A 23,241-nucleotide genomic window follows, 5' to 3' on the forward strand; every position below is an offset into this window, starting at 1 on the left:
AATTACTTTTGCACTCGCAAATCTAAAGCAATAACGACAGAAAAAAGCTTTAGAGAAAAGCGGAAGAAAAGAGATCATTGAAATACAATATAACAACCAAGTAAGGAAAAACTAAAGCGTCAAAACTTTGAGTGAGTCAGACAAACATACAATGGAGAGTTTGATCCTGGCTCAGGATGAACGCTAGCGGGAGGCCTAACACATGCAAGCCGAGCGGTATAGATCTTTCGGGGTCTAGAGAGCGGCGCACGGGTGCGGAACACGTGTGCAACCTACCTTTATCAGGGGGATAGCCTTTCGAAAGGAAGATTAATACCCCATAATATATTAGATGGCATCATTTGATATTGAAAACTCCGGTGGATAGAGATGGGCACGCGCAAGATTAGATAGTTGGTGAGGTAACGGCTCACCAAGTCAATGATCTTTAGGGGGCCTGAGAGGGTGATCCCCCACACTGGTACTGAGACACGGACCAGACTCCTACGGGAGGCAGCAGTGAGGAATATTGGACAATGGGTGAGAGCCTGATCCAGCCATCCCGCGTGAAGGATGACGGCCCTATGGGTTGTAAACTTCTTTTGTATAGGGATAAACCTACCCTCGTGAGGGTAGCTGAAGGTACTATACGAATAAGCACCGGCTAACTCCGTGCCAGCAGCCGCGGTAATACGGAGGGTGCAAGCGTTATCCGGATTTATTGGGTTTAAAGGGTCCGTAGGCGGACTCGTAAGTCAGTGGTGAAATCTCATAGCTTAACTATGAAACTGCCATTGATACTGCGGGTCTTGAGTAAGGTAGAGGTAGCTGGAATAAGTAGTGTAGCGGTGAAATGCATAGATATTACTTAGAACACCAATTGCGAAGGCAGGTTACCATGTCTTAACTGACGCTGATGGACGAAAGCGTGGGGAGCGAACAGGATTAGATACCCTGGTAGTCCACGCCGTAAACGATGCTAACTCGTTTTTGGGTTTTCGGATTCAGAGACTAAGCGAAAGTGATAAGTTAGCCACCTGGGGAGTACGAACGCAAGTTTGAAACTCAAAGGAATTGACGGGGGCCCGCACAAGCGGTGGATTATGTGGTTTAATTCGATGATACGCGAGGAACCTTACCAAGGCTTAAATGGGAAATGACAGGCTTAGAAATAGGCTTTTCTTCGGACATTTTTCAAGGTGCTGCATGGTTGTCGTCAGCTCGTGCCGTGAGGTGTTAGGTTAAGTCCTGCAACGAGCGCAACCCTGTCACTAGTTGCCATCATTCAGTTGGGGACTCTAGTGAGACTGCCTACGCAAGTAGAGAGGAAGGTGGGGATGACGTCAAATCATCACGGCCCTTACGCCTTGGGCCACACACGTAATACAATGGCCAGTACAGAGGGCTGCTACCAGGCGACTGGATGCTAATCTCGAAAGCTGGTCTCAGTTCGGATTGGAGTCTGCAACTCGACTCTATGAAGCTGGAATCGCTAGTAATCGCGCATCAGCCATGGCGCGGTGAATACGTTCCCGGGCCTTGTACACACCGCCCGTCAAGCCATGGAAGTCTGGGGTACCTGAAGTCGGTGACCGTAACAGGAGCTGCCTAGGGTAAAACAGGTAACTAGGGCTAAGTCGTAACAAGGTAGCCGTACCGGAAGGTGCGGCTGGAACATCTCATTTTAGAGCGTTGAAGAACGTTAAACAAAATAACGGTACTTAAATGTATCATGTACTTACTTAAAGAGAAGCTTTAGTTTTTTATTTGGTTGATATATAAAAAAAATACAACACCCACTAGAAATTAGTAAAGGGAAGAGATTTAGAAAAGAAGTTAGAAATTAGAAGTTAGAGATTAGTCTAACATCTGATATCTAAAATCTAACATCTAAAACAAAGTCTCGTAGCTCAGCTGGTTAGAGCGCTACACTGATAATGTAGAGGTCGGCAGTTCGAGCCTGCCCGAGACTACTAATTATAAGACGGGAAGACATCAGATATAAGACATGAGACATTAAGTCTGAGATCTAGGATCTGATATCTGAAGTCTACTAGAGGGGAATTAGCTCAGCTGGCTAGAGCGCCTGCCTTGCACGCAGGAGGTCAAGGGTTCGACTCCTTATTCTCCACCATCATAGATGGTTTAATTTTAAAAAAGCAGATAGAGCCAAAAACAATATTTGCGAATTAGATCAGAAGTAGAAATACGATCATTGACATTAACGGTAAAGACATCACAAAGAGAAAACCGAGCACTTATAAGTGCTTGAGTAACCTAAAAATAGGAAAGAAATCGTTAAGGGCGTATGGCGGATGCCTAGGCTTTCAGAGGCGACGAAGGACGTGGTAAGCTGCGAAAAGCTGCGGGGATTGGCACACACGAATTGATCCGCAGATGTCCGAATGGGGCAACCCAATACATTGAAGATGTATTACCTCGTAAGAGGAGCAAACCCGGAGAACTGAAACATCTAAGTACCCGGAGGAAAAGAAATCGAAGAGATTCCGTAAGTAGTGGCGAGCGAAAGCGGATTAGCCCAAAAGTCTTTATATATTTAGAAGAACGTACTGGAAAGTGCGGCCATAGACGGTGATAGCCCGGTATTCGAAAGGTATATATAGATGATAAATGAGTAGGGCGGGACACGTGAAATCCTGTCTGAATATGGGGGGACCATCCTCCAAGGCTAAATACTCCTGAAAGACCGATAGTGAACAAGTACTGTGAAGGAAAGGTGAAAAGCACTTCGAATAGAAGGGTGAAATAGAACCTGAAACCGTACGCCTACAAGCGGTCGGAGCCCACAAGTTGGGTGACGGCGTGCCTTTTGCATAATGAGCCTACGAGTTAATTTTACTAGCGAGGTTAAGGACTTCAGGTCCGGAGCCGGAGCGAAAGCGAGTCTGAATAGGGCGTATAGTTAGTAGGATTAGACGCGAAACCTTGTGATCTACCCATGGGCAGGTTGAAGCTCTGGTAACACAGAGTGGAGGACCGAACCGGTTGACGTTGAAAAGTCTTCGGATGACCTGTGGGTAGGGGTGAAAGGCCAATCAAACTGGGAGATAGCTCGTACTCCCGAAATGCATTTAGGTGCAGCGTTGATTATAAGTTTATTAGAGGTAGAGCTACTGATTGGATGCGGGGTTTCACCGCCTACCAATTCCTGACAAACTCCGAATGCTAATAAATGTTGATCAGCAGTGAGGGCGTGGGTGCTAAGGTCCATGTCCGAGAGGGAAAGAACCCAGACCAACAGCTAAGGTCCCCAAATATATGTTAAGTTGAAGCAACGCGGTTGGACTGCATTGACAGCTAGGATGTTGGCTTGGAAGCAGCCATTCATTTAAAGAGTGCGTAACAGCTCACTAGTCGAGCGGTCCGGCATGGATAATAATCGGGCATAAACATATTACCGAAGCTATGGATTTGTACAATGTACATCTGGTAGGGGAGCATTCTGTTTGCGCCGAAGCAGTATCGTGAGGTATTGTGGAGCGGACAGAAAAGAAAATGTAGGCATAAGTAACGATAAAGGGGGCGAGAAACCCCTCACCGAAAGACTAAGGTTTCCTCAGCCATGCTAATCAGCTGAGGGTTAGTCGGGACCTAACGCGAACCCGAAAGGGGTAGTGGATGGACAATGGGTTAATATTCCCATACTTGCTCACACTAAAAAGGGGACGGAGTGCCGTACCTGCTGGAGACTGACGGAATAGTCAAGGCCTAGCCTTCGGGCGAAGCTGCTGCAGGGAAAGTGCTTCCAAGAAAAGCCGAAGTGAAGCAACCCGTACCAAAACCGACACAGGTAGTCGAGGAGAGAATCCTAAGGTGCTCGAGTGAGTCGTGGCTAAGGAACTAGGCAAAATAGTCTCGTAACTTCGGAAGAAGAGACGCCATCAGCAATGGTGGCCGCAGTGAAGAGGCCCAGGCGACTGTTTATCAAAAACACAGGACTCTGCTAAATCGAAAGATGCTGTATAGGGTCTGACACCTGCCCGGTGCTGGAAGGTTAAGGAAGGGCGTTAGCGTAAGCGAAGCGTTTGACTGAAGCCCCAGTAAACGGCGGCCGTAACTATAACGGTCCTAAGGTAGCGAAATTCCTTGTCGGGTAAGTTCCGACCTGCACGAATGGTGTAACGATCTGGGCACTGTCTCAGCCACGAGCTCGGTGAAATTGTAGTATCGGTGAAGATGCCGATTACCCGCAATGGGACGAAAAGACCCTGTGAACCTTTACTATAACTTCGTATTGACTTTGAGTAAGTAATGTGTAGGATAGGTGGGAGACTATGAAGCAGGCACGCTAGTGTTTGTGGAGTCAACGTTGAAATACCACCCTTTACTTACTTGGAGCCTAACTTCCTTTAGGAAGGACATTGCGTGGTGGGTAGTTTGACTGGGGTGGTCGCCTCCAAAAGAGTAACGGAGGCTTTCAAAGGTACCCTCAGCACGCTTGGTAACCGTGCGTAGAGTGTAATGGCATAAGGGTGCTTGACTGTGAGACCTACAAGTCGATCAGGTGCGAAAGCAGGACATAGTGATCCGGTGGTTCCGTATGGAAGGGCCATCGCTCATAGGATAAAAGGTACTCCGGGGATAACAGGCTAGTCTCCCCAAGAGCTCACATCGACGGGGAGGTTCGGCACCTCGATGTCGGCTCGTCACATCCTGGGGCTGGAGAAGGTCCCAAGGGTTGGGCTGTTCGCCCATTAAAGTGGCACGCGAGCTGGGTTCAGAACGTCGTGAGACAGTTCGGTCTCTATCTATTGCGGGCGTTAGATGTTTGAGAGGGCTTGATTCTAGTACGAGAGGACCGAATTGAACAAACCTCTGGTGTATCAGTTGTACCGCCAGGTGCACCGCTGAGTAGCTATGTTTGGAAGAGATAAGCACTGAAAGCATATAAGTGCGAAACTCGCCTCAAGATGAGACATCTTTTAAGGGTCGTGGGAGATGACCACGTTGATAGGCTACAGGTGTAAAGTTGGTAACAGCATAGCCGAGTAGTACTAATTACCCGTAGATTTATAGCCTATTATTATGAATGATAAGTAATAAGCGATGAATGATTATCAATCATCATTTATCAACCATCAATCATAGCTCAGGCCTTATAAGTGCAATACTGGTTTTGCCTTTGTGATGAAATTTACCGATAAAACAGATGTCAGATACAAGACATCAGATAAGAGACTTTATAATAGGTCTGAAATCTGAAATCTATCCTCTGATATCTTATATACCTTCTTTAGGGTGGTTTTAGCGGTGGGGCTCACCTGTTCCCATTCCGAACACAGAAGTTAAGCCCACCAGCGCCGATGGTACTGCGACAAGCGGGAGAGTAGGTCGCCGCCAGTTTTTATTAAAAGTCTCATACATGAATTTGTATGAGACTTTTTTGTTTTATACCTATACCTATACCTATACATATCTATACCTACCATACCCTACCATAGCAATAAAAGATAAATGATCAGTGATGAATGATAAATGATAAAAGATCATCCATCAATTATCAATCATCAACTATCAATCATCATTTATCATTCATAGTTAGTAGGTCTTTGTATTTTACTCCGCCGCCGCCAACAACAACTACTACTACTACTACTACTACTACTACTACTACTACTTTAGGCTCTTTATTCTTTTACAAGTTTTCATCAATAGAGGTGGCTTTAGCCCCCTCCAATAATAGCCTCCAAAATCATAGTGGGTTTAGCCAACTTAAAAACGTTCCATTTTTAATTTTCAACTTTTAGGTTTTAATCATCAATTATTAATAATCTCTTATCAATTATAATTATTCCACATTGTTATTGCGTACCAGCTTAATGAATATATGCCTGGAAGAATGACCTTATCTGGAATAAAGATATCCCAATAGTATATTGCAATTGATAAAAAAGCTTTCCTTTAGGAACAGGATCTAAATCCTAGGAAATTTGAACTCCCAGATTTTATCCTGCCATCTCGAGCAATACAGATATAATATGATCTATACTTTAATATCGGCATAATGATAAAGAATAAAGAATAAAGAATTAATTGATACTTATTGATCTTATAAAATGCTACATCATATTTTTTGTTGTGTTTAAAGCGAATTTATTGCAGTCTTTTTTTAGTCAGATATTTTTTTCTTTACTTTTCAGCACTTCATTTTCCATTTTTCTCCTTACTTTTCCCTTTCTACTTCCTCTTTTTCCTGTCTCAACCCTCCATTTTTCCATAGGAAACCCTTCATTTTATAGCTTTTATTTTTTTCCTTTTCCTTGTTATAGCAGTTTTCTCCTATGTTTTTGCTTTTATCACTCTAAACCCAGAAAAAAGGACCAAAATTTTTAAGCTTGCTTATCAGCGAGTTAAGATCAAATATGAACTAAATATGAATTTAAGTATAAAATGATTTGGATTATGTGATGAATAAGGTGTACTTTTGCCCCACTGAAAACGAGAGATAATAGGTAGCGCAGAAGAGAGTAATTATAAACGAAGATTTAAAAAAATAAATAATAATTTATTTTGAAAATTGAGAAAAGTTTGTATCTTTGCAGTCCCAATTAAGGGAGCGCGGAGTAAGATTGAGATAAGTGTTAGAGAGGGATTAAGGTTACAGAAAAAACTTTAAAATTTTCTTCAAAAACATTTGGTCAGTTCAAAAACATTAATTACTTTTGCACTCGCAAATCTAAAGCAAAAACGACAGAAAAAAGCTTTAGAGAAAAGCGGAAGAAGAGAGATCATTGAAATACAATATAACAACCAAGTAAGGAAAAACTAAAGCGTCAAAACTTTGAGTGAGTCAGACAAACATACAATGGAGAGTTTGATCCTGGCTCAGGATGAACGCTAGCGGGAGGCCTAACACGCAAGCCGAGCGGTATAGATCTTTCGGGATCTAGAGAGCGGCGCACGGGTGCGGAACACGTGTGCAACCTACCTTTATCAGGGGGATAGCCTTTCGAAAGGAAGATTAATACCCCATAATATATTAGATGGCATCATTTGATATTGAAAACTCCGGTGGATAGAGATGGGCACGCGCAAGATTAGATAGTTGGTGAGGTAACGGCTCACCAAGTCAATGATCTTTAGGGGGCCTGAGAGGGTGATCCCCCACACTGGTACTGAGACACGGACCAGACTCCTACGGGAGGCAGCAGTGAGGAATATTGGACAATGGGTGAGAGCCTGATCCAGCCATCCCGCGTGAAGGATGACGGCCCTATGGGTTGTAAACTTCTTTTGTATAGGGATAAACCTACCCTCGTGAGGGTAGCTGAAGGTACTATACGAATAAGCACCGGCTAACTCCGTGCCAGCAGCCGCGGTAATACGGAGGGTGCAAGCGTTATCCGGATTTATTGGGTTTAAAGGGTCCGTAGGCGGACTCGTAAGTCAGTGGTGAAATCTCATAGCTTAACTATGAAACTGCCATTGATACTGCGGGTCTTGAGTAAGGTAGAGGTAGCTGGAATAAGTAGTGTAGCGGTGAAATGCATAGATATTACTTAGAACACCAATTGCGAAGGCAGGTTACCATGTCTTAACTGACGCTGATGGACGAAAGCGTGGGGAGCGAACAGGATTAGATACCCTGGTAGTCCACGCCGTAAACGATGCTAACTCGTTTTTGGGTTTTCGGATTCAGAGACTAAGCGAAAGTGATAAGTTAGCCACCTGGGGAGTACGAACGCAAGTTTGAAACTCAAAGGAATTGACGGGGGCCCGCACAAGCGGTGGATTATGTGGTTTAATTCGATGATACGCGAGGAACCTTACCAAGGCTTAAATGGGAAATGACAGGCTTAGAAATAGGCTTTTCTTCGGACATTTTTCAAGGTGCTGCGTGGTTGTCGTCAGCTCGTGCCGTGAGGTGTTAGGTTAAGTCCTGCAACGAGCGCAACCCCTGTCACTAGTTGCCATCATTCAGTTGGGGACTCTAGTGAGACTGCCTACGCAAGTAGAGAGGAAGGTGGGGATGACGTCAAATCATCACGGCCCTTACGCCTTGGGCCACACACGTAATACAATGGCCAGTACAGAGGGCTGCTACCAGGCGACTGGATGCTAATCTCGAAAGCTGGTCTCAGTTCGGATTGGAGTCTGCAACTCGACTCTATGAAGCTGGAATCGCTAGTAATCGCGCATCAGCCATGGCGCGGTGAATACGTTCCCGGGCCTTGTACACACCGCCCGTCAAGCCATGGAAGTCTGGGGTACCTGAAGTCGGTGACCGTAACAGGAGCTGCCTAGGGTAAAACAGGTAACTAGGGCTAAGTCGTAACAAGGTAGCCGTACCGGAAGGTGCGGCTGGAACATCTCATTTTAGAGCGTTGAAGAACGTTAAACAAAATAACGGTACTTAAATGTATCATGTACTTACTTAAAGAGAAGCTTTAGTTTTTTATTTGGTTGATATATAAAAAAAATACAACACCCACTAGAAATTAGTAAAGGGAAGAGATTTAGAAAAGAAGTTAGAAATTAGAAGTTAGAGATTAGTCTAACATCTGATATCTAAAATCTAACATCTAAAACAAAGTCTCGTAGCTCAGCTGGTTAGAGCGCTACACTGATAATGTAGAGGTCGGCAGTTCGAGCCTGCCCGAGACTACTAATTATAAGACGGGAAGACATCAGATATAAGACATGAGACATTAAGTCTGAGATCTAGGATCTGATATCTGAAGTCTACTAGAGGGGAATTAGCTCAGCTGGCTAGAGCGCCTGCCTTGCACGCAGGAGGTCAAGGGTTCGACTCCCTTATTCTCCACCATCATAGATGGTTTAATTTTAAAAAAGCAGATAGAGCCAAAAACAATATTTGCGAATTAGATCAGAAGTAGAAATACGATCATTGACATTAACGGTAAAGACATCACAAAGAGAAAACCGAGCACTTATAAGTGCTTGAGTAACCTAAAAATAGGAAAGAAATCGTTAAGGGCGTATGGCGGATGCCTAGGCTTTCAGAGGCGACGAAGGACGTGGTAAGCTGCGAAAAGCTGCGGGGATTGGCACACACGAATTGATCCGCAGATGTCCGAATGGGGCAACCCAATACATTGAAGATGTATTACCTCGTAAGAGGAGCAAACCCGGAGAACTGAAACATCTAAGTACCCGGAGGAAAAGAAATCGAAGAGATTCCGTAAGTAGTGGCGAGCGAAAGCGGATTAGCCCAAAAGTCTTTATATATTTAGAAGAACGTACTGGAAAGTGCGGCCATAGACGGTGATAGCCCGGTATTCGAAAGGTATATATAGATGATAAATGAGTAGGGCGGGACACGTGAAATCCTGTCTGAATATGGGGGGACCATCCTCCAAGGCTAAATACTCCTGAAAGACCGATAGTGAACAAGTACTGTGAAGGAAAGGTGAAAAGCACTTCGAATAGAAGGGTGAAATAGAACCTGAAACCGTACGCCTACAAGCGGTCGGAGCCCACAAGTTGGGTGACGGCGTGCCTTTTGCATAATGAGCCTACGAGTTAATTTTACTAGCGAGGTTAAGGACTTCAGGTCCGGAGCCGGAGCGAAAGCGAGTCTGAATAGGGCGTATAGTTAGTAGGATTAGACGCGAAACCTTGTGATCTACCCATGGGCAGGTTGAAGCTCTGGTAACACAGAGTGGAGGACCGAACCGGTTGACGTTGAAAAGTCTTCGGATGACCTGTGGGTAGGGGTGAAAGGCCAATCAAACTGGGAGATAGCTCGTACTCCCGAAATGCATTTAGGTGCAGCGTTGATTATAAGTTTATTAGAGGTAGAGCTACTGATTGGATGCGGGGGTTTCACCGCCTACCAATTCCTGACAAACTCCGAATGCTAATAAATGTTGATCAGCAGTGAGGGCGTGGGTGCTAAGGTCCATGTCCGAGAGGAAAGAACCCAGACCAACAGCTAAGGTCCCCAAATATATGTTAAGTTGAAGCAACGCGGTTGGACTGCATTGACAGCTAGGATGTTGGCTTGGAAGCAGCCATTCATTTAAAGAGTGCGTAACAGCTCACTAGTCGAGCGGTCCGGCATGGATAATAATCGGGCATAAACATATTACCGAAGCTATGGATTTGTACAATGTACATCTGGTAGGGGAGCATTCTGTTTGCGCCGAAGCAGTATCGTGAGGTATTGTGGAGCGGACAGAAAAGAAAATGTAGGCATAAGTAACGATAAAGGGGCGAGAAACCCCCTCACCGAAAGACTAAGGTTTCCTCAGCCATGCTAATCAGCTGAGGGTTAGTCGGGACCTAACGCGAACCCGAAAGGGGTAGTGGATGGACAATGGGTTAATATTCCCATACTTGCTCACACTAAAAGGGGACGGAGTGCCGTACCTGCTGGAGACTGACGGAATAGTCAAGGCCTAGCCTTCGGGCGAAGCTGCTGCAGGGAAAGTGCTTCCAAGAAAAGCCGAAGTGAAGCAACCCGTACCAAAACCGACACAGGTAGTCGAGGAGAGAATCCTAAGGTGCTCGAGTGAGTCGTGGCTAAGGAACTAGGCAAAATAGTCTCGTAACTTCGGAAGAAGAGACGCCATCAGCAATGGTGGCCGCAGTGAAGAGGCCCAGGCGACTGTTTATCAAAAACACAGGACTCTGCTAAATCGAAAGATGCTGTATAGGGTCTGACACCTGCCCGGTGCTGGAAGGTTAAGGAAGGGCGTTAGCGTAAGCGAAGCGTTTGACTGAAGCCCCAGTAAACGGCGGCCGTAACTATAACGGTCCTAAGGTAGCGAAATTCCTTGTCGGGTAAGTTCCGACCTGCACGAATGGTGTAACGATCTGGGCACTGTCTCAGCCACGAGCTCGGTGAAATTGTAGTATCGGTGAAGATGCCGATTACCCGCAATGGGACGAAAAGACCCTGTGAACCTTTACTATAACTTCGTATTGACTTTGAGTAAGTAATGTGTAGGATAGGTGGGAGACTATGAAGCAGGCACGCTAGTGTTTGTGGAGTCAACGTTGAAATACCACCCTTTACTTACTTGGAGCCTAACTTCCTTTAGGAAGGACATTGCGTGGTGGGTAGTTTGACTGGGGTGGTCGCCTCCAAAAGAGTAACGGAGGCTTTCAAAGGTACCCTCAGCACGCTTGGTAACCGTGCGTAGAGTGTAATGGCATAAGGGTGCTTGACTGTGAGACCTACAAGTCGATCAGGTGCGAAAGCAGGACATAGTGATCCGGTGGTTCCGTATGGAAGGGCCATCGCTCATAGGATAAAAGGTACTCCGGGGATAACAGGCTAGTCTCCCCAAGAGCTCACATCGACGGGGAGGTTCGGCACCTCGATGTCGGCTCGTCACATCCTGGGGCTGGAGAAGGTCCCAAGGGTTGGGCTGTTCGCCCATTAAAGTGGCACGCGAGCTGGGTTCAGAACGTCGTGAGACAGTTCGGTCTCTATCTATTGCGGGCGTTAGATGTTTGAGAGGGCTTGATTCTAGTACGAGAGGACCGAATTGAACAAACCTCTGGTGTATCAGTTGTACCGCCAGGTGCACCGCTGAGTAGCTATGTTTGGAAGAGATAAGCACTGAAAGCATATAAGTGCGAAACTCGCCTCAAGATGAGACATCTTTTAAGGGTCGTGGGAGATGACCACGTTGATAGGCTACAGGTGTAAAGTTGGTAACAGCATAGCCGAGTAGTACTAATTACCCGTAGATTTATAGCCTATTATTATGAATGATAAGTAATAAGCGATGAATGATTATCAATCATCATTTATCAACCATCAATCATAGCTCAGGCCTTATAAGTGCAATACTGGTTTTGCCTTTGTGATGAAATTTACCGATAAAACAGATGTCAGATACAAGACATCAGATAAGAGACTTTATAATAGGTCTGAAATCTGAAATCTATCCTCTGATATCTTATATACCTTCTTTAGGGTGGTTTTAGCGGTGGGGCTCACCTGTTCCCATTCCGAACACAGAAGTTAAGCCCACCAGCGCCGATGGTACTGCGACAAGCGGGAGAGTAGGTCGCCGCCAGTTTTTATTAAAAGTCTCATACATGAATTTGTATGAGACTTTTTTGTTTTATACCTATACCTATACCTATACATATCTATACCTACCATACCCTACCATAGCAATAAAAGATAAATGATCAGTGATGAATGATAAATGATAAAAGATCATTCATCAATCATCATTTATTATTAATGCTAGCTATCTAAACTCTTTTCGAAGAAACAATCCAACATTGGTTTTGGTTACAGGATTTAAGCCATACTGATCAAAATCTATAGCAAGTCCATATTGAAAGGCTTTGTTGTCCAATCCTATCCGAAATTGTTGCTGACTTCTACGGTGTAGTTTAAAATCTAACCAGCTGGTAGTGGCCAGTAGCTGGGTAAAGAGCTGATAATCTCGATTGATTGGATACCGATAATTGATCATTACAATAGCTTCCCGCAAAGGAATATTGATTACCATGTAAGAAAGAAGTATTATAGCGGATAATCTTGGAGTACGTTTGGAATATTGTGCTGTTAGAAAAGGAGTAATTCCGGTAGTATTAACGAATTTCATTCCGGCACCCGCCGCAAAAGGACCTGCGTAATTATAGGTTACAGCCATATTACTAAATACTTCATCAAAACGGCGATCATCTTTAGTATAGAAGCTGTGTACAGCTGTTATGTTAAGAAAATTAAATTTCTTCTGTCTATCAATTTTTTTTGTAACAATTGTGGACAGTAGTATTTTTCTATAACCTGCATCAATCTCTGTTTGAATTATCGGTGGAGATGGGATACTATCATTGGTGATTTGTGCGTGAAATAAGTATGATAAAAGTAAAAGGCAATAGCTGAAATTTTTTTTATACGAATAAAGCATAGAGATATAAGTTTTAAAATAAACAATTAAAATAGGTTGTATCAAAAACAGTAAGAATAAATCTATCTTTGTTCTATTGTATTAATGTCTTTTCTTAGAAGCCCTGAAGCTTTCCAATAAATGATACTTGCTAGCCATGCTACACCTGTTGCAGATAACAATGAATAGCGTATGGCATTAACACTATATGTTTCAGACAAAAGATCATTGAAAAAGCCTGGGACAGAACTGCCAAATCCATGACCGATAAAGTTGCAGGAAATGGTTAATATTGCGGCAGCCAGTGTACGTACTTCAACACGTGTGACTGTCTGAGCTACACCCCACGATACTCCAATATGAAATGCGAGAAAAAATGTTGTCATACCGAGTCCTATAATGGCCATAGCAGCATTTGTGGAAAATAGGAATACAAGAGAAAAGGCGGCACATAAAAATGTTGCTATAGCTGGGATTTGTAAGATATATTTATAATCTTTCTTTCCAAAGGTATTAGAAAGCCATCCTCCAAGAAAGGCACCTGCAAGACCCGTTCCCCCTTTCACCACTCCTACAATCAATCCTATTTGTTTTCCATTAAAGTGATAAATTCTTCTGAGGAAAGTTGCTTCCCATGTACTTAATGCATAAATCACGAAAGCTCCCATCGTGGTTGCGATGAGTACAAGAAGATAACTTTGCCGGCTAAAAATGTCTTTAAGGGCTTCTTTTAAAGGAATTCCAAGCTCTTTTAGTTTGTAATGTTCTTCTGAGCTGCCTCGTAATGGTTCTTTCATTGTTAAACGGATAATGAGAGCAAGTATAAGTCCTGGTGCTCCGGCAAAAAAGAAGGCATAACGCCATCCCAACATTTGGCCTACAAGACCAGCAATGATATAGCCTAACAGTATTCCAATGTGAAGACCTCCGGAATAAATGCTGAAAGCTTTAGGACGCTTTTCTTTCGGGAAAAAATCGGAAAGAAGAGAATGACCAGGAGCAGACCCCATTGACTCTCCAAAGCCAACCATGATCCTGGCAATAGTAAGCTGAAGAGTATTAGCCACAAGTCCGCTAAAAGCAGTCATGGCACTCCATATAGTAAGTCCTGTAACCACAATATTCCTTCTGTTATATCGGTCGGCAAGTCTTGCAACGGGAAAGGTCATGGCAGAATAAAATGCAACGAAAGCGAAGCCTGATAATAAACCCATCACAGTGTCTGATAGGTGGAATTCCTCTCTGATAGGGTCCAAAAGTACATTGAAAATTACCCGGTCCAATAACCCTAGCGCAAATACCAGAGTCAGTAATAGTAGTGCATAATTAGGCTGGGTTTGCCCCAGCCTTTTATGCTCAGAAATTTGAGAGTCCATATAAGTTTTATTTTTTATGTGAATATAGTATATCCCTAGTTGATCTGACTCACGACCCTGTTAATTTGGGCAACGTGGATAGCATCATGCTCAACGATAAAATGATCAATAAAATCCCTAAGCTTCATTAATCCGAATTTAGGATTCATATGCTGAATTTCCTTTTCTAGGTCGGAAGGGGTCAGCTTTTCAAATAAACGAGTAATTTCGGTATAGCTTTTTTCCAACCTGTCCCGGATTTCTGTTGGTGATGGTTGAGTCTTATCCGCTTCTTCTATATTGGCTAAACGAATTGGATTATCCATTTTTCTACCAATAGAAATAGAAGGATCATCCAATACTTTTTGAATTTCGTTTACAAAGAAAATCCGGGCTTCACCAATATGCCAGAATACAATACCACAAGACCACTCTTCGCTCGAAGGCCTTATATATAGCTTTTGTATGGGAACAACTTCGTCTAACAGATTCAGAAATTTTTTTTGGGAATGTTGAAGAGATTCCTTGATCTCCTCAAGAGTTAATGTTGTATTGCTCATGATTTATGTTTTAAGAATCGTATTTATTTAATCGTATTTTGTAGCAAGCCGATATTGGTAATTTCTACTTCCACTACATCTCCTCTTTGCATGAATACTTTTGGAGTTCTCCCAAATCCGACACCAGAGGGAGTGCCAGTGGCGATGATGTCTCCGGGATTCAGGGTCATGATTTCTGATATAGCTTCAATAAGGGTGGGAACATCAAAAATGAGATCACCAATAAAAGACTCCTGCATTACTTCTCCATTGAGTCGAAGGGTAATTCTGGAAGCAGCAAGATCTTCTATTTCGTCGGGGGTTACCAGCATAGGGCCTATAGGTCCATGTCCATCAAAGTTTTTTCCCTGCATCCACTGAATAGTTCTAAATTGATATTCACGTACTGTTACATCATTAAAGCATGAATACCCAGCTACATAGTCCAAGGCGTTCTCTTTTTTTATATTTTTCCCTTTTTTACTGATAATAACAGCCATTTCGGCTTCATAATCTAAAGAATTAGAAAGGTCTATATACGGAACATCTTGTCTATGTCCGTTTAATGTCGTTGCCATTTTAGCAAATAATACAGGTGTGGAAGGCATTTCTCTTTTCATTTCCATAATATGGTGCTTATAATTCAGTCCCACACATACAATTTTTTCGGGAGATCCTACTATAGGAAGCCATTCAATCTGATCTTCTTTCCAAATCGCATTTTCCGGAAGTTGATTCCAGTTTGCCACAGCATATGCGATAACTTTTTCAGCATCTGATAATCCGGAACTGCTTTTTAGAGATTCTTGTATACTGGGAGGCAGGGAAAGCTTTGCCAGGCGGGCAATTTCATTAAGATCAATGATTTTTTCCTGAACAAAAGCCCCGAATTTGGGCTGTGAAGAGCCCACGGTAAACATTAATAATTTCATTGGATGTATTTTAAAATTTTAAATTGATTAGAAGAATTAGAGAGGACTTTTAAAGACTTCGCGAACGGTTTGATAACCATCGTTTTCGAGATAAGGTTCTTCTCTGTATTTATCGAGTGTCTGCATCAGCGGGGTATCATTTACGGAGAATAGGATTGCATCAGAATCCTCTGAAATGTTACAATGTTCATGATAGGCCCAGGTAGGAATCACAAAGAAATCCCCTTCCGACCAGTTAAATTGTACCCCATCTATCACTGAATAGCCATTTCCTTCAAAAACATAGTATACATTGCTGGAAACATGACGATGGGCTTTGGTATGTACTTTAGGACGGATCATTTGTATTGATGCACCAAAGGTTTTCATGACTGCCTTTCCATTGAATGAATTAACGTATTCCAGGGCAACATCATCATAAGGACTCGCTTCATCTGCTTCTTTAAGATCATTAAGTGCTTTTAGGGTGTCTTTCCATTTAAAAACTGATACCGGAGGATATTCATTATTAGAAGGTTCCCATAAAGGACGGTAATTACCATTGCCATGCTTCAGTACAGACGCATTCATTTTTTTGGTTATTTCCTGTTGATCCAAATGGTAGGATTCAAAAAAATTGGCATTGAGATAGTTGGTAAGCGGAATGTCTAAAGCGTCTAACCAGATCGCATGTTTATCATTGGTAGAGCCATGGTCGTGCCACAGCATGGGGGGATTAAGTACATAATCTCCTCTTTCCAAAAAGATTCTATTTCCTTCAACTGTACTATAAGAACCCTCGCTTCGGATAATGAATCTTGAGGCCTGTGAAATATGGCGGTGTGGAGGAGCGATCTCTTTACCATTTAACCATTGTAATGCCATCCATAAAGTTTCAGTGGCATAAGGTTTTCCATTAAGCCCTGGATTGCTTAATCCTAAAGCACGTCGGTCCCCTCCTTCTTCAAGATTTACGAGCTTTCCGGAAGCTGCTGCCAGTTCATAAAGTTGATCCCATTTCCAAAGCCAGGGGATTGCAGCCGGATTAGGCCGTAGCGGTAATACATCTTGCTCGACAAGCCAAAGAGGAACTAGATTTTGTTCTTTTAGTTTGGAGTATAACGCTGCTTTTTCTTTCATAATATAGTATTTATGATATTATTTTACTTTGTTTTTGTAAAATATGGATTATTGCTTTTATGATGTAAATAATATGGTGATGTTAAATTTAGATATAAATAAATGAATTTTCCAAATTAAATTTGAATAAATTTAAATATTTTGATAATGCATTCTTTTTGTATTATTATTTTTAAATAGTATTTAAAGTAATATTTTGAGGTTGATAAAAAAATAGAATTGTAATGAGTATATTTGTATAAAACATCTGTATGTCGACCAAACACATCATTATGTCTATGTTGGAAATAGCCCCTATGACAGGTTACGAAATTGCTCAAAATTTGAGTACTTCAGTAGTTCCGTTTTGGAGTGCTACAGCTAGCCAGATTTATAATGCTCTTAAAAGTATGAAAGAGAGCAACCTGGTAGAAACTGAAAATAGTATCAGGGGAGAAAAAATGAATGTGGAACAGTATACCCTTACCGACAACGGTCGAAAAGAGCTTGATGATTGGATTCAGGATGATATTCAATATATCCCCATTCGGGAGCCTTTTTTACTTTGGTCTTCTTACATGGAAAAGTGTACGTTAGAACAGGCACTTTCTGTGATAGATAAACATATTGAAAAATTTGAAAAAAGAGCACGCCAGCTTGAAGAAGCTACCTATAAAATACAAACCAATGAGTACAAGCTGATGAAAATGAGATCGGAATCTACTCCAAAAGAGAAGTTTAAAAAAATTCAGATGGCGCGTGCTTTTGCTTATGGGGAAATTGCTGCCAAGGCAAGGTTTGAGGTTGAACAGGCAAAACGAATCCGACAATTTGCCTATTCTTTTTTTTCAGAAAATGATTTGTAAAAGCCTGTTAGGTAAATATTCTGATTTTCCTAATTGTTGTAATGCAACAGAAACACGATATTACGGTTAAAATATAGTGGGATATTTTATTTTGCCGTCATTTTTTTGATTTGAATATAAATGTGTTAGATTCAAATTTATACATTAATTCCTCTTTTTAGATTTTGCTACTTTGTTAAATAGTATTAAAATATTATGTTTGTGTCACATCACATTAATATAATATGAATAAAACACTATTTAGGATTGGTCTACTACAATCTGCATTCTTTTGTTTCAATGGACTTTATGCACAATCTACAGATTCAATTAAAACTTCAAAAATTGATGAAGTAGTTGTTACTGCATATGGTGTGAAAAAAGAGAAGAAATCTTTGGGATATTCTTTCCAGGATGTTAAAGGACAGGCTTTAGTAGACGCTAAGGAAAACAATGTCACCAATGCACTAACAGGTAAGGTGGCGGGACTTCAGGTTGTAAAGGGCGGATTTGGACCGGCTTCATCTTCCAGAATCAATATCAGGGGATTCAATTCCTTTGAAGGAGATAGCCAGCCTTTAATTGTCGTGGATGGTATTCCCATTAATAATTCAGCCGGAGTAAAAGGCAGGAGCCAGGACGGGGCAAAGAATAATGATTTGTGGAACCCGGATACTGATATGGGAAATGGTTTAAGTGATATTAACCCTGACGATATCGAAACTATTTCTGTTCTTAAAGGAGGAGCTGCATCGGCATTATACGGAGCAAGAGCTGGAAACGGGGTTATTCTCATCACAACGAAATCCGGCAAAAAGAAAGGAGGAGTAGGCATCACGTACTCCACAAGTTTAGGTTTTGAAAAGATATTTATGAAGCCCGACTTGCAAAATAACTTTGCTCAGGGAAGCAACGGACTTCCAAATCTGCCAAGTAATCTTGATAATACAAACAGCTGGGGACCTCAGATCGATGGAACAGATATGAAAGTCTATGATAACCTCAAAGGTTTTTTCAGGACAGGTACGAGTGTCCAACATACAATAAGTTTTCAGGAAAACCTGGGCGAGGGAACAAACTTATATACTTCCGGAAATTATTTATACGACAATAGCCAGGTTCCCAACTCGAAGTATGAAAGGTGGAATTTTATGGCTAAAATGAATTCTAATTTCGGGGCACAAAAGAGATGGACCGCTGATGTGAAAATCCAGTATATAAGTACTAAAGCAAATAATCGTCCTAACGGAGGTTTGGATAATAATACTTATGGTAGTGTCTTATTAATGCCGAGAAATATTGATATAAGAGATTACAAAGAAGGAATGACCGAGAATAACGTTACGCAGAGATGGATAACAAATAACGGAGTTAATCCTTATTGGGCTTCTTACAATAGGTTGAACGAAGATAAAAAAGACCGCTTCTTGCTAAGTGGTTATCTTAAATATCAATTCAATGACTGGCTGAGTGCGGATGTTCGCTTAGGAACGGACTTTTATTCCTTGGATGCCAATGCGAAAACATGGACGGGATCCAGGCTGAATAATTCTTATAATACAAGCCAGGAAAAGTTTTATGAGAATAATTATATAACGAGTTTGAATGCCAAAAAGGACAATATTATTGGAAAATGGGGTGGTTCCTTATCGATATATGGACAAATGATGGAAACAAGGACAAATGCGATCTATCTTTCAGCTCCCAATCTGACTTCTCCCAACTTTTTTAATATCAATAATTCTGTAGGTAATCCTGACATACGGGAAGTTATTTTAAATAAAAAAATCAACTCAGCTTTTGCAGCGGCAGAGATAAATTATGATGGATATTGGTTTATTAATGCTACAGCAAGGAATGATTGGTCATCAACGCTTACGGTAGAAAACCGGTCTTATTTTTATCCTTCTATAAGTACTTCATTGGTTATTACCGATATGCTTGCAAAAATAAACGGGACTAAGCTCAAATTTTTATCTTTTGCTAAAGTAAGAGCTTCTTATGCTGTAACTGGGAACTCGCTGGAAGCCTATGAACTTTACAATACTTTTGAAGTTAAAAAAGATCCTAACGGAAACGTAACAGCAGATCGGAAAAAGATTTTATATGATCCGAACTTAAGGAATGAAAAACTTAAAACATTTGAAGTTGGTCTGGATCTGCGATTATTTAACCGGATTTCACTGGATGTCAGTTATTACAATACCAAAGCAACTGATCAGCTGATCAACCTGCCAATGAATCCTCTTTCAGGGTATGAGAAAAAAAAGATCAATGCAGGAGGTCTGCAGAATCAGGGAATTGAAGTAGTATTCAATACGGATATTGTTAAAAAACAGGATTTTACGTGGAATACGAATGTCAATTTTTCCCAAATGACAAGCAGAATTGATAAGATCGATGGAGAGGTTACTAAATATTCGCTTGGCGGATTTGATGATGTAAGCATATTCGCAGAGGTTGGAAGAAGATATGGTGCTATATACGGCTCCAAATTTAAGAGGGTTGAAGATGCGAGCAGTCCTTATTTTGGTAAACTGATCGTAGATGGAAATGGTGCGCCTCAAAAGGAAACCGGTCTTTTCTATTTGGGAAATCAGTCTCCTAAAGCATTATTTGGTTTTACCAATAGTTTTGTTTACAAAAATTTTGGTCTTTCCTTTCAGATTGACGGGCGTATCGGTGGAGAATTTTTCTCAGGAACCCAATTAGCATTGCAAAAATCAGGTTTAGCGAAAGATACTGCACCTGGCGGAAAACGCGATAATTTTGTAGTGGACGGAGTCGTTGCCGGAAATAATGGAGGCTTTACAGCCAACACTAAAGAGATTACACAGCAGAATTACTGGGAAGCGGTTACCACAGGAAATTTAGGTATTACAGAACAGAATATTTATGATGCAACGAACATACGACTAAGAAATATTCAGGTTTCTTATAACTTTCCAAAGACAATGTTTGAAAAGTTTGTGATAAAAAGCGCTAAAGTGGCATTCACAGCAAATAATGTTTGGATGATCTATAGTAAGGCAAAGGGAATTGACCCCGAATCAGTGTTTGCTATAAGTTCAAATGCGGTAGGTTTTGAAAACCTTGCCTTTCCGACCATGAGATCATATTTATTTACCATAACCTTAGGATTTTAATACAATACCCATGAAAAAATATATAATTACACTTCTCGTATTAATTTTTGTAGCATTTTCAGGATGTAAAGATTTTGAAGAAATTAATACAGATCCGTTATCTGCCAATATTGATCAGGTGCAGCCTGAATATTTTTTAAACAGTTCAATCTTAGGAGCACAGCAAGATCCCAATATTGCAGAAAGAGTTTTTGTGTTATACTGGAAAACAGCAGCAAGGCAGCATCTCAGTACGGGTATAGCCGGCGGTACGGATAATGATGCATGGAGTGTGGAATATTGGAAGTATATCTCACAATGGCTGAATAATGCCAATGCTACGATTCAAATTGCCAATGAAAAGAAAGCTAAGGGTCAGGGGCTGCCTCATTATGACAATTTGATTCAGGTTGCCCGTATATGGAGAGCCTATCTAATGAGTGAGTTTTCGGATAATTTCGGACCTCAGCCGATCCAGGCATTTCAGGCAGTTAATCCTGATTTTAATTCTGAAAAAGAAGTATATTACTATATCCTGGAGGAATTAAAAGATGCTGTGGGCAAAATCGATCTTAATCAGCCGGTGCCTGCGGACAATATCTCAAAATATGATCTTGCCTATAAATTAAAATGGAATTTATGGGTTAAATATGCCAATTCGCTTCGCATGAGAATAGCAATGAGAATTTCTGAAGTAGATCCGGTTAAGGCAAAATCAGAATTTGAGGCGGCTGTGGCAACTAATAATTTTATAAGCGTAAGTACCGAAAATTTTAGTGTCGCGGAAAAACCGGGATGGGATGCTCTTACCGGTGTGATGTCGCGTGAATGGAATTCACAGTTATTATCTGCTACTCTTAACAATCTATATGTTGGATTAGGAGGTATAAATTCTGCAGATCAACTTAGCGCTGATAAGCATAGTGCAATACGGGACGAAGATTATATTGGAATAAGATATGATGAGCAGTTCACAAAACTTACTAATGATCCATCCGCAGGATATTGGCTGGATGGAATTCCGAACAAAATGGATCCTAGGGCATACAAAACATTTTACATTCCCGGTGATTTCAACAATCCTATTTATTCTCTTTATCCTACTTATACCAACGATGCGAAAACCAATTATGGAGAACTGAAATTTTCAGATAATACGACCATTACTGTAAATGCAGTCAATACCTGGAATGCATTTACTATTGGAAACTGGGCCGAAAAAGGACAAAGGAATGGATTACGAGGATTAATTGGCCGTGCACCGGCGTTGGGTAAGCAATACAGGGAAAGCGCTAATTCCAGGATGTTTTTTGCGAGCTGGGAATCTTATTTCCTGATTGCAGAAGCTGCTTTGAAAGGATGGTCAACTCCAATGAGCGATGAAGCCGCCTATAACAAAGGGATCCAGGATAGCTTTACTTATAATGGGGTTTCTCAATTTTACGGTCAGTATATTGCTTCTACCCATTATAACCGTGACGGAACTTCTGTTGCATACAATCATATTTCGGAACCTGGAGCAACACACACAATGAAGTACAAAGATCCGGCGACCAATAATTTGGTCTCAGTCTCTGTTAACTATCCAGTCAATACGATCTACAGAAATGGAGCATTTAAAAATGATAAATTAACTAAAATCATTACGCAAAAGTATTTGGCTAACATGCCGTGGCTTCCGCTTGAATCATGGAATGACCACCGAAGGCTGGGATTGCCGTTTTTTGAAAATCCGGCTGTGGAAACTCCCTTAGTTAACTTACCAGCTATTACAACAGGTAATTATATGACGAATTCAATTAAGAATTTTCCTCAGAGACTAAGGTATCCAAGCAGCTTCCGTAATTCGGATCCCGATGGCTATCAGAAAGCTGTACAGCTTTTAGGGGCAGAAGATGCTATACTGACTCCGCTATGGTGGGCAAAACACTAATAAAAATAATTCTTTTTATCCCTGTTCAGACCTTGAGCAGGGATTTTTATTTGAATTATATCGGTCCTATTGTAAAAACTATCCTTGCGTTATAAGTTGCAGCCGGAATTGTTACAGATACTCCCGTTAATTCCAATTGAAGAGGAATATTGCTATATGAGGCAAGAGCTAATACAGCAGTAATTCTGAATAATTCAAGATCAGCTTGGGTAATAGCCTGGTAAGTTGTACCTCCGGTGATGGAGCATAATACGCAAACTGTGGTTCCGTTACCTGTTCTCCTTATATTTAAAACCAGAGAATTATTCCATGTGGGATCCGGTATATAGCGTACCGTTACCTTAGCCGTACCAAGTAATAAAGGGACACTTGCAGCCAGAAGAATTTGATTGGTTGCACTTTCATACGTTCCGGCATAATTTGTTCCTGCTTCAGTGATAGGAGGGATGCTTACGGTCCAGTTGCTGCCACCTACCGTTAAAGATTGTGCATGAGCAGAGCCCGTCAATATGATTAATAAAAAAACACACAGACTACTTATAGCGTGCTTTCCTTTCTTTAAAAAATTCATATTGTATTCCATTTCTTTT

Annotated in this window: 9 protein-coding genes, 4 tRNA genes and 6 rRNA genes; 13 read left to right on the top strand and 6 right to left on the bottom strand. The window is 41.5% G+C overall.

The genetic code is table 11. From position 1 onward, the window contains the following. Positions 1-148: 148 nt before the first annotated feature. From AAEU33_RS06735 to rrf (AAEU33_RS06780), 10 genes are all read left to right on the top strand, one after another. Positions 149-1,664, top strand: a 16S ribosomal RNA gene (locus AAEU33_RS06735). A 214-nt stretch (positions 1,665-1,878) separates the two neighbouring features. Continuing rightward, a tRNA-Ile gene (locus tag AAEU33_RS06740) sits at positions 1,879-1,952 on the top strand. Positions 1,953-2,037: 85 nt separating this feature from the next. Next, positions 2,038-2,113 (top strand) — tRNA-Ala (locus tag AAEU33_RS06745). A gap of 154 nt (positions 2,114-2,267) precedes the next feature. Then, positions 2,268-5,018: ribosomal RNA gene (locus AAEU33_RS06750) — 23S ribosomal RNA — on the top strand. 216 nt (positions 5,019-5,234) lie between these two features. Further along, positions 5,235-5,343 (top strand): 5S ribosomal RNA (gene rrf / locus AAEU33_RS06755). Positions 5,344-6,802: 1,459 nt separating this feature from the next. After that, positions 6,803-8,317: ribosomal RNA gene (locus AAEU33_RS06760) — 16S ribosomal RNA — on the top strand. A 214-nt stretch (positions 8,318-8,531) separates the two neighbouring features. After that, positions 8,532-8,605: transfer RNA gene (locus AAEU33_RS06765), tRNA-Ile, on the top strand. 85 nt (positions 8,606-8,690) lie between these two features. Continuing rightward, positions 8,691-8,767, top strand: a tRNA-Ala gene (locus AAEU33_RS06770). Between the two features lie 154 nt (positions 8,768-8,921). After that, a 23S ribosomal RNA gene (locus AAEU33_RS06775) occupies positions 8,922-11,671 on the top strand. A gap of 216 nt (positions 11,672-11,887) precedes the next feature. Next, positions 11,888-11,996: ribosomal RNA gene (gene rrf, locus AAEU33_RS06780) — 5S ribosomal RNA — on the top strand. Together the 16S, 23S and 5S rRNA genes with 4 tRNA genes alongside form the textbook arrangement of a ribosomal RNA operon. A 177-nt stretch (positions 11,997-12,173) precedes the next feature. Here the strand turns inward: rrf (AAEU33_RS06780) and AAEU33_RS06785 are convergent. The 5 genes from AAEU33_RS06785 to AAEU33_RS06805 all read right to left on the bottom strand — a co-directional run bounded on the left by AAEU33_RS06785 (position 12,174) and on the right by AAEU33_RS06805 (position 16,769). After that, positions 12,174-12,845, bottom strand: a complete 672-nt coding sequence (locus tag AAEU33_RS06785; RefSeq protein WP_345991596.1) for a hypothetical protein — start codon at positions 12,843-12,845, stop codon at positions 12,174-12,176. Positions 12,846-12,907: 62 nt separating this feature from the next. After that, positions 12,908-14,200, bottom strand: coding sequence for an MFS transporter (locus AAEU33_RS06790; RefSeq protein ID WP_345991598.1), 1,293 nt, complete (start codon positions 14,198-14,200; stop codon positions 12,908-12,910). A gap of 35 nt (positions 14,201-14,235) precedes the next feature. Next, positions 14,236-14,739 (bottom strand): DinB family protein, encoded by a 504-nt coding sequence (locus AAEU33_RS06795; protein ID WP_345991600.1) that lies wholly within the window; start codon positions 14,737-14,739, stop codon positions 14,236-14,238. Positions 14,740-14,762: 23 nt separating this feature from the next. After that, on the bottom strand, positions 14,763-15,650 hold the full coding sequence (locus tag AAEU33_RS06800) for a fumarylacetoacetate hydrolase family protein (RefSeq protein ID WP_345991602.1): 888 nt from the start codon (positions 15,648-15,650) through the stop codon (positions 14,763-14,765). 36 nt (positions 15,651-15,686) lie between these two features. Beyond that, complete coding sequence (locus tag AAEU33_RS06805) at positions 15,687-16,769, bottom strand: cupin domain-containing protein (RefSeq protein WP_345991604.1); 1,083 nt, start codon at positions 16,767-16,769, stop codon at positions 15,687-15,689. A 251-nt stretch (positions 16,770-17,020) separates the two neighbouring features. Here AAEU33_RS06805 and AAEU33_RS06810 point away from each other — a divergent pair, with 251 nt between their 5' ends. The 3 genes from AAEU33_RS06810 to AAEU33_RS06820 all read left to right on the top strand — a co-directional run bounded on the left by AAEU33_RS06810 (position 17,021) and on the right by AAEU33_RS06820 (position 22,651). Next, a complete protein-coding gene (locus AAEU33_RS06810) occupies positions 17,021-17,614 on the top strand; it encodes a PadR family transcriptional regulator (protein WP_345991606.1) in 594 nt (197 codons plus the stop codon). A 224-nt stretch (positions 17,615-17,838) separates the two neighbouring features. Next, entirely contained in the window at positions 17,839-20,739 is a 2,901-nt protein-coding gene (locus AAEU33_RS06815) for a SusC/RagA family TonB-linked outer membrane protein (protein WP_345991608.1), read from the top strand. A 10-nt stretch (positions 20,740-20,749) separates the two neighbouring features. After that, positions 20,750-22,651 carry a SusD/RagB family nutrient-binding outer membrane lipoprotein gene (locus tag AAEU33_RS06820; RefSeq protein WP_345991610.1) on the top strand — a complete coding sequence of 634 codons (1,902 nt, stop codon included), beginning with the start codon at positions 20,750-20,752 and terminating at the stop codon, positions 22,649-22,651. A gap of 55 nt (positions 22,652-22,706) precedes the next feature. Here AAEU33_RS06820 and AAEU33_RS06825 read toward each other — a convergent pair whose 3' ends face one another. Continuing rightward, positions 22,707-23,222: a hypothetical protein gene (locus tag AAEU33_RS06825; protein WP_228457001.1), complete on the bottom strand. Its 516-nt coding sequence runs from the start codon at positions 23,220-23,222 to the stop codon at positions 22,707-22,709. Between the last annotated feature and the right edge of the window lie 19 nt (positions 23,223-23,241).

The organism is Chryseobacterium sp. Chry.R1, assembly GCF_039645525.1.
Lineage (GTDB): Bacteria > Bacteroidota > Bacteroidia > Flavobacteriales > Weeksellaceae > Chryseobacterium > Chryseobacterium proteolyticum.

Bases quoted from the DNA above. Each gene is read 5' to 3' on its own strand.
- AAEU33_RS06785 (WP_345991596.1), bottom strand. From the start codon at position 12,845: ATGCTTTATTCGTATAAAAAAAATTTCAGCTATTGCCTTTTACTTTTA.
- AAEU33_RS06790 (WP_345991598.1), bottom strand. From the start codon at position 14,200: ATGGACTCTCAAATTTCTGAGCATAAAAGGCTGGGGCAAACCCAGCCT.
- AAEU33_RS06795 (WP_345991600.1), bottom strand. From the start codon at position 14,739: ATGAGCAATACAACATTAACTCTTGAGGAGATCAAGGAATCTCTTCAA.
- AAEU33_RS06800 (WP_345991602.1), bottom strand. From the start codon at position 15,650: ATGAAATTATTAATGTTTACCGTGGGCTCTTCACAGCCCAAATTCGGG.
- AAEU33_RS06805 (WP_345991604.1), bottom strand. From the start codon at position 16,769: ATGAAAGAAAAAGCAGCGTTATACTCCAAACTAAAAGAACAAAATCTA.
- AAEU33_RS06810 (WP_345991606.1), top strand. From the start codon at position 17,021: ATGTCGACCAAACACATCATTATGTCTATGTTGGAAATAGCCCCTATG.
- AAEU33_RS06815 (WP_345991608.1), top strand. From the start codon at position 17,839: ATGAATAAAACACTATTTAGGATTGGTCTACTACAATCTGCATTCTTT.
- AAEU33_RS06820 (WP_345991610.1), top strand. From the start codon at position 20,750: ATGAAAAAATATATAATTACACTTCTCGTATTAATTTTTGTAGCATTT.
- AAEU33_RS06825 (WP_228457001.1), bottom strand. From the start codon at position 23,222: ATGAATTTTTTAAAGAAAGGAAAGCACGCTATAAGTAGTCTGTGTGTT.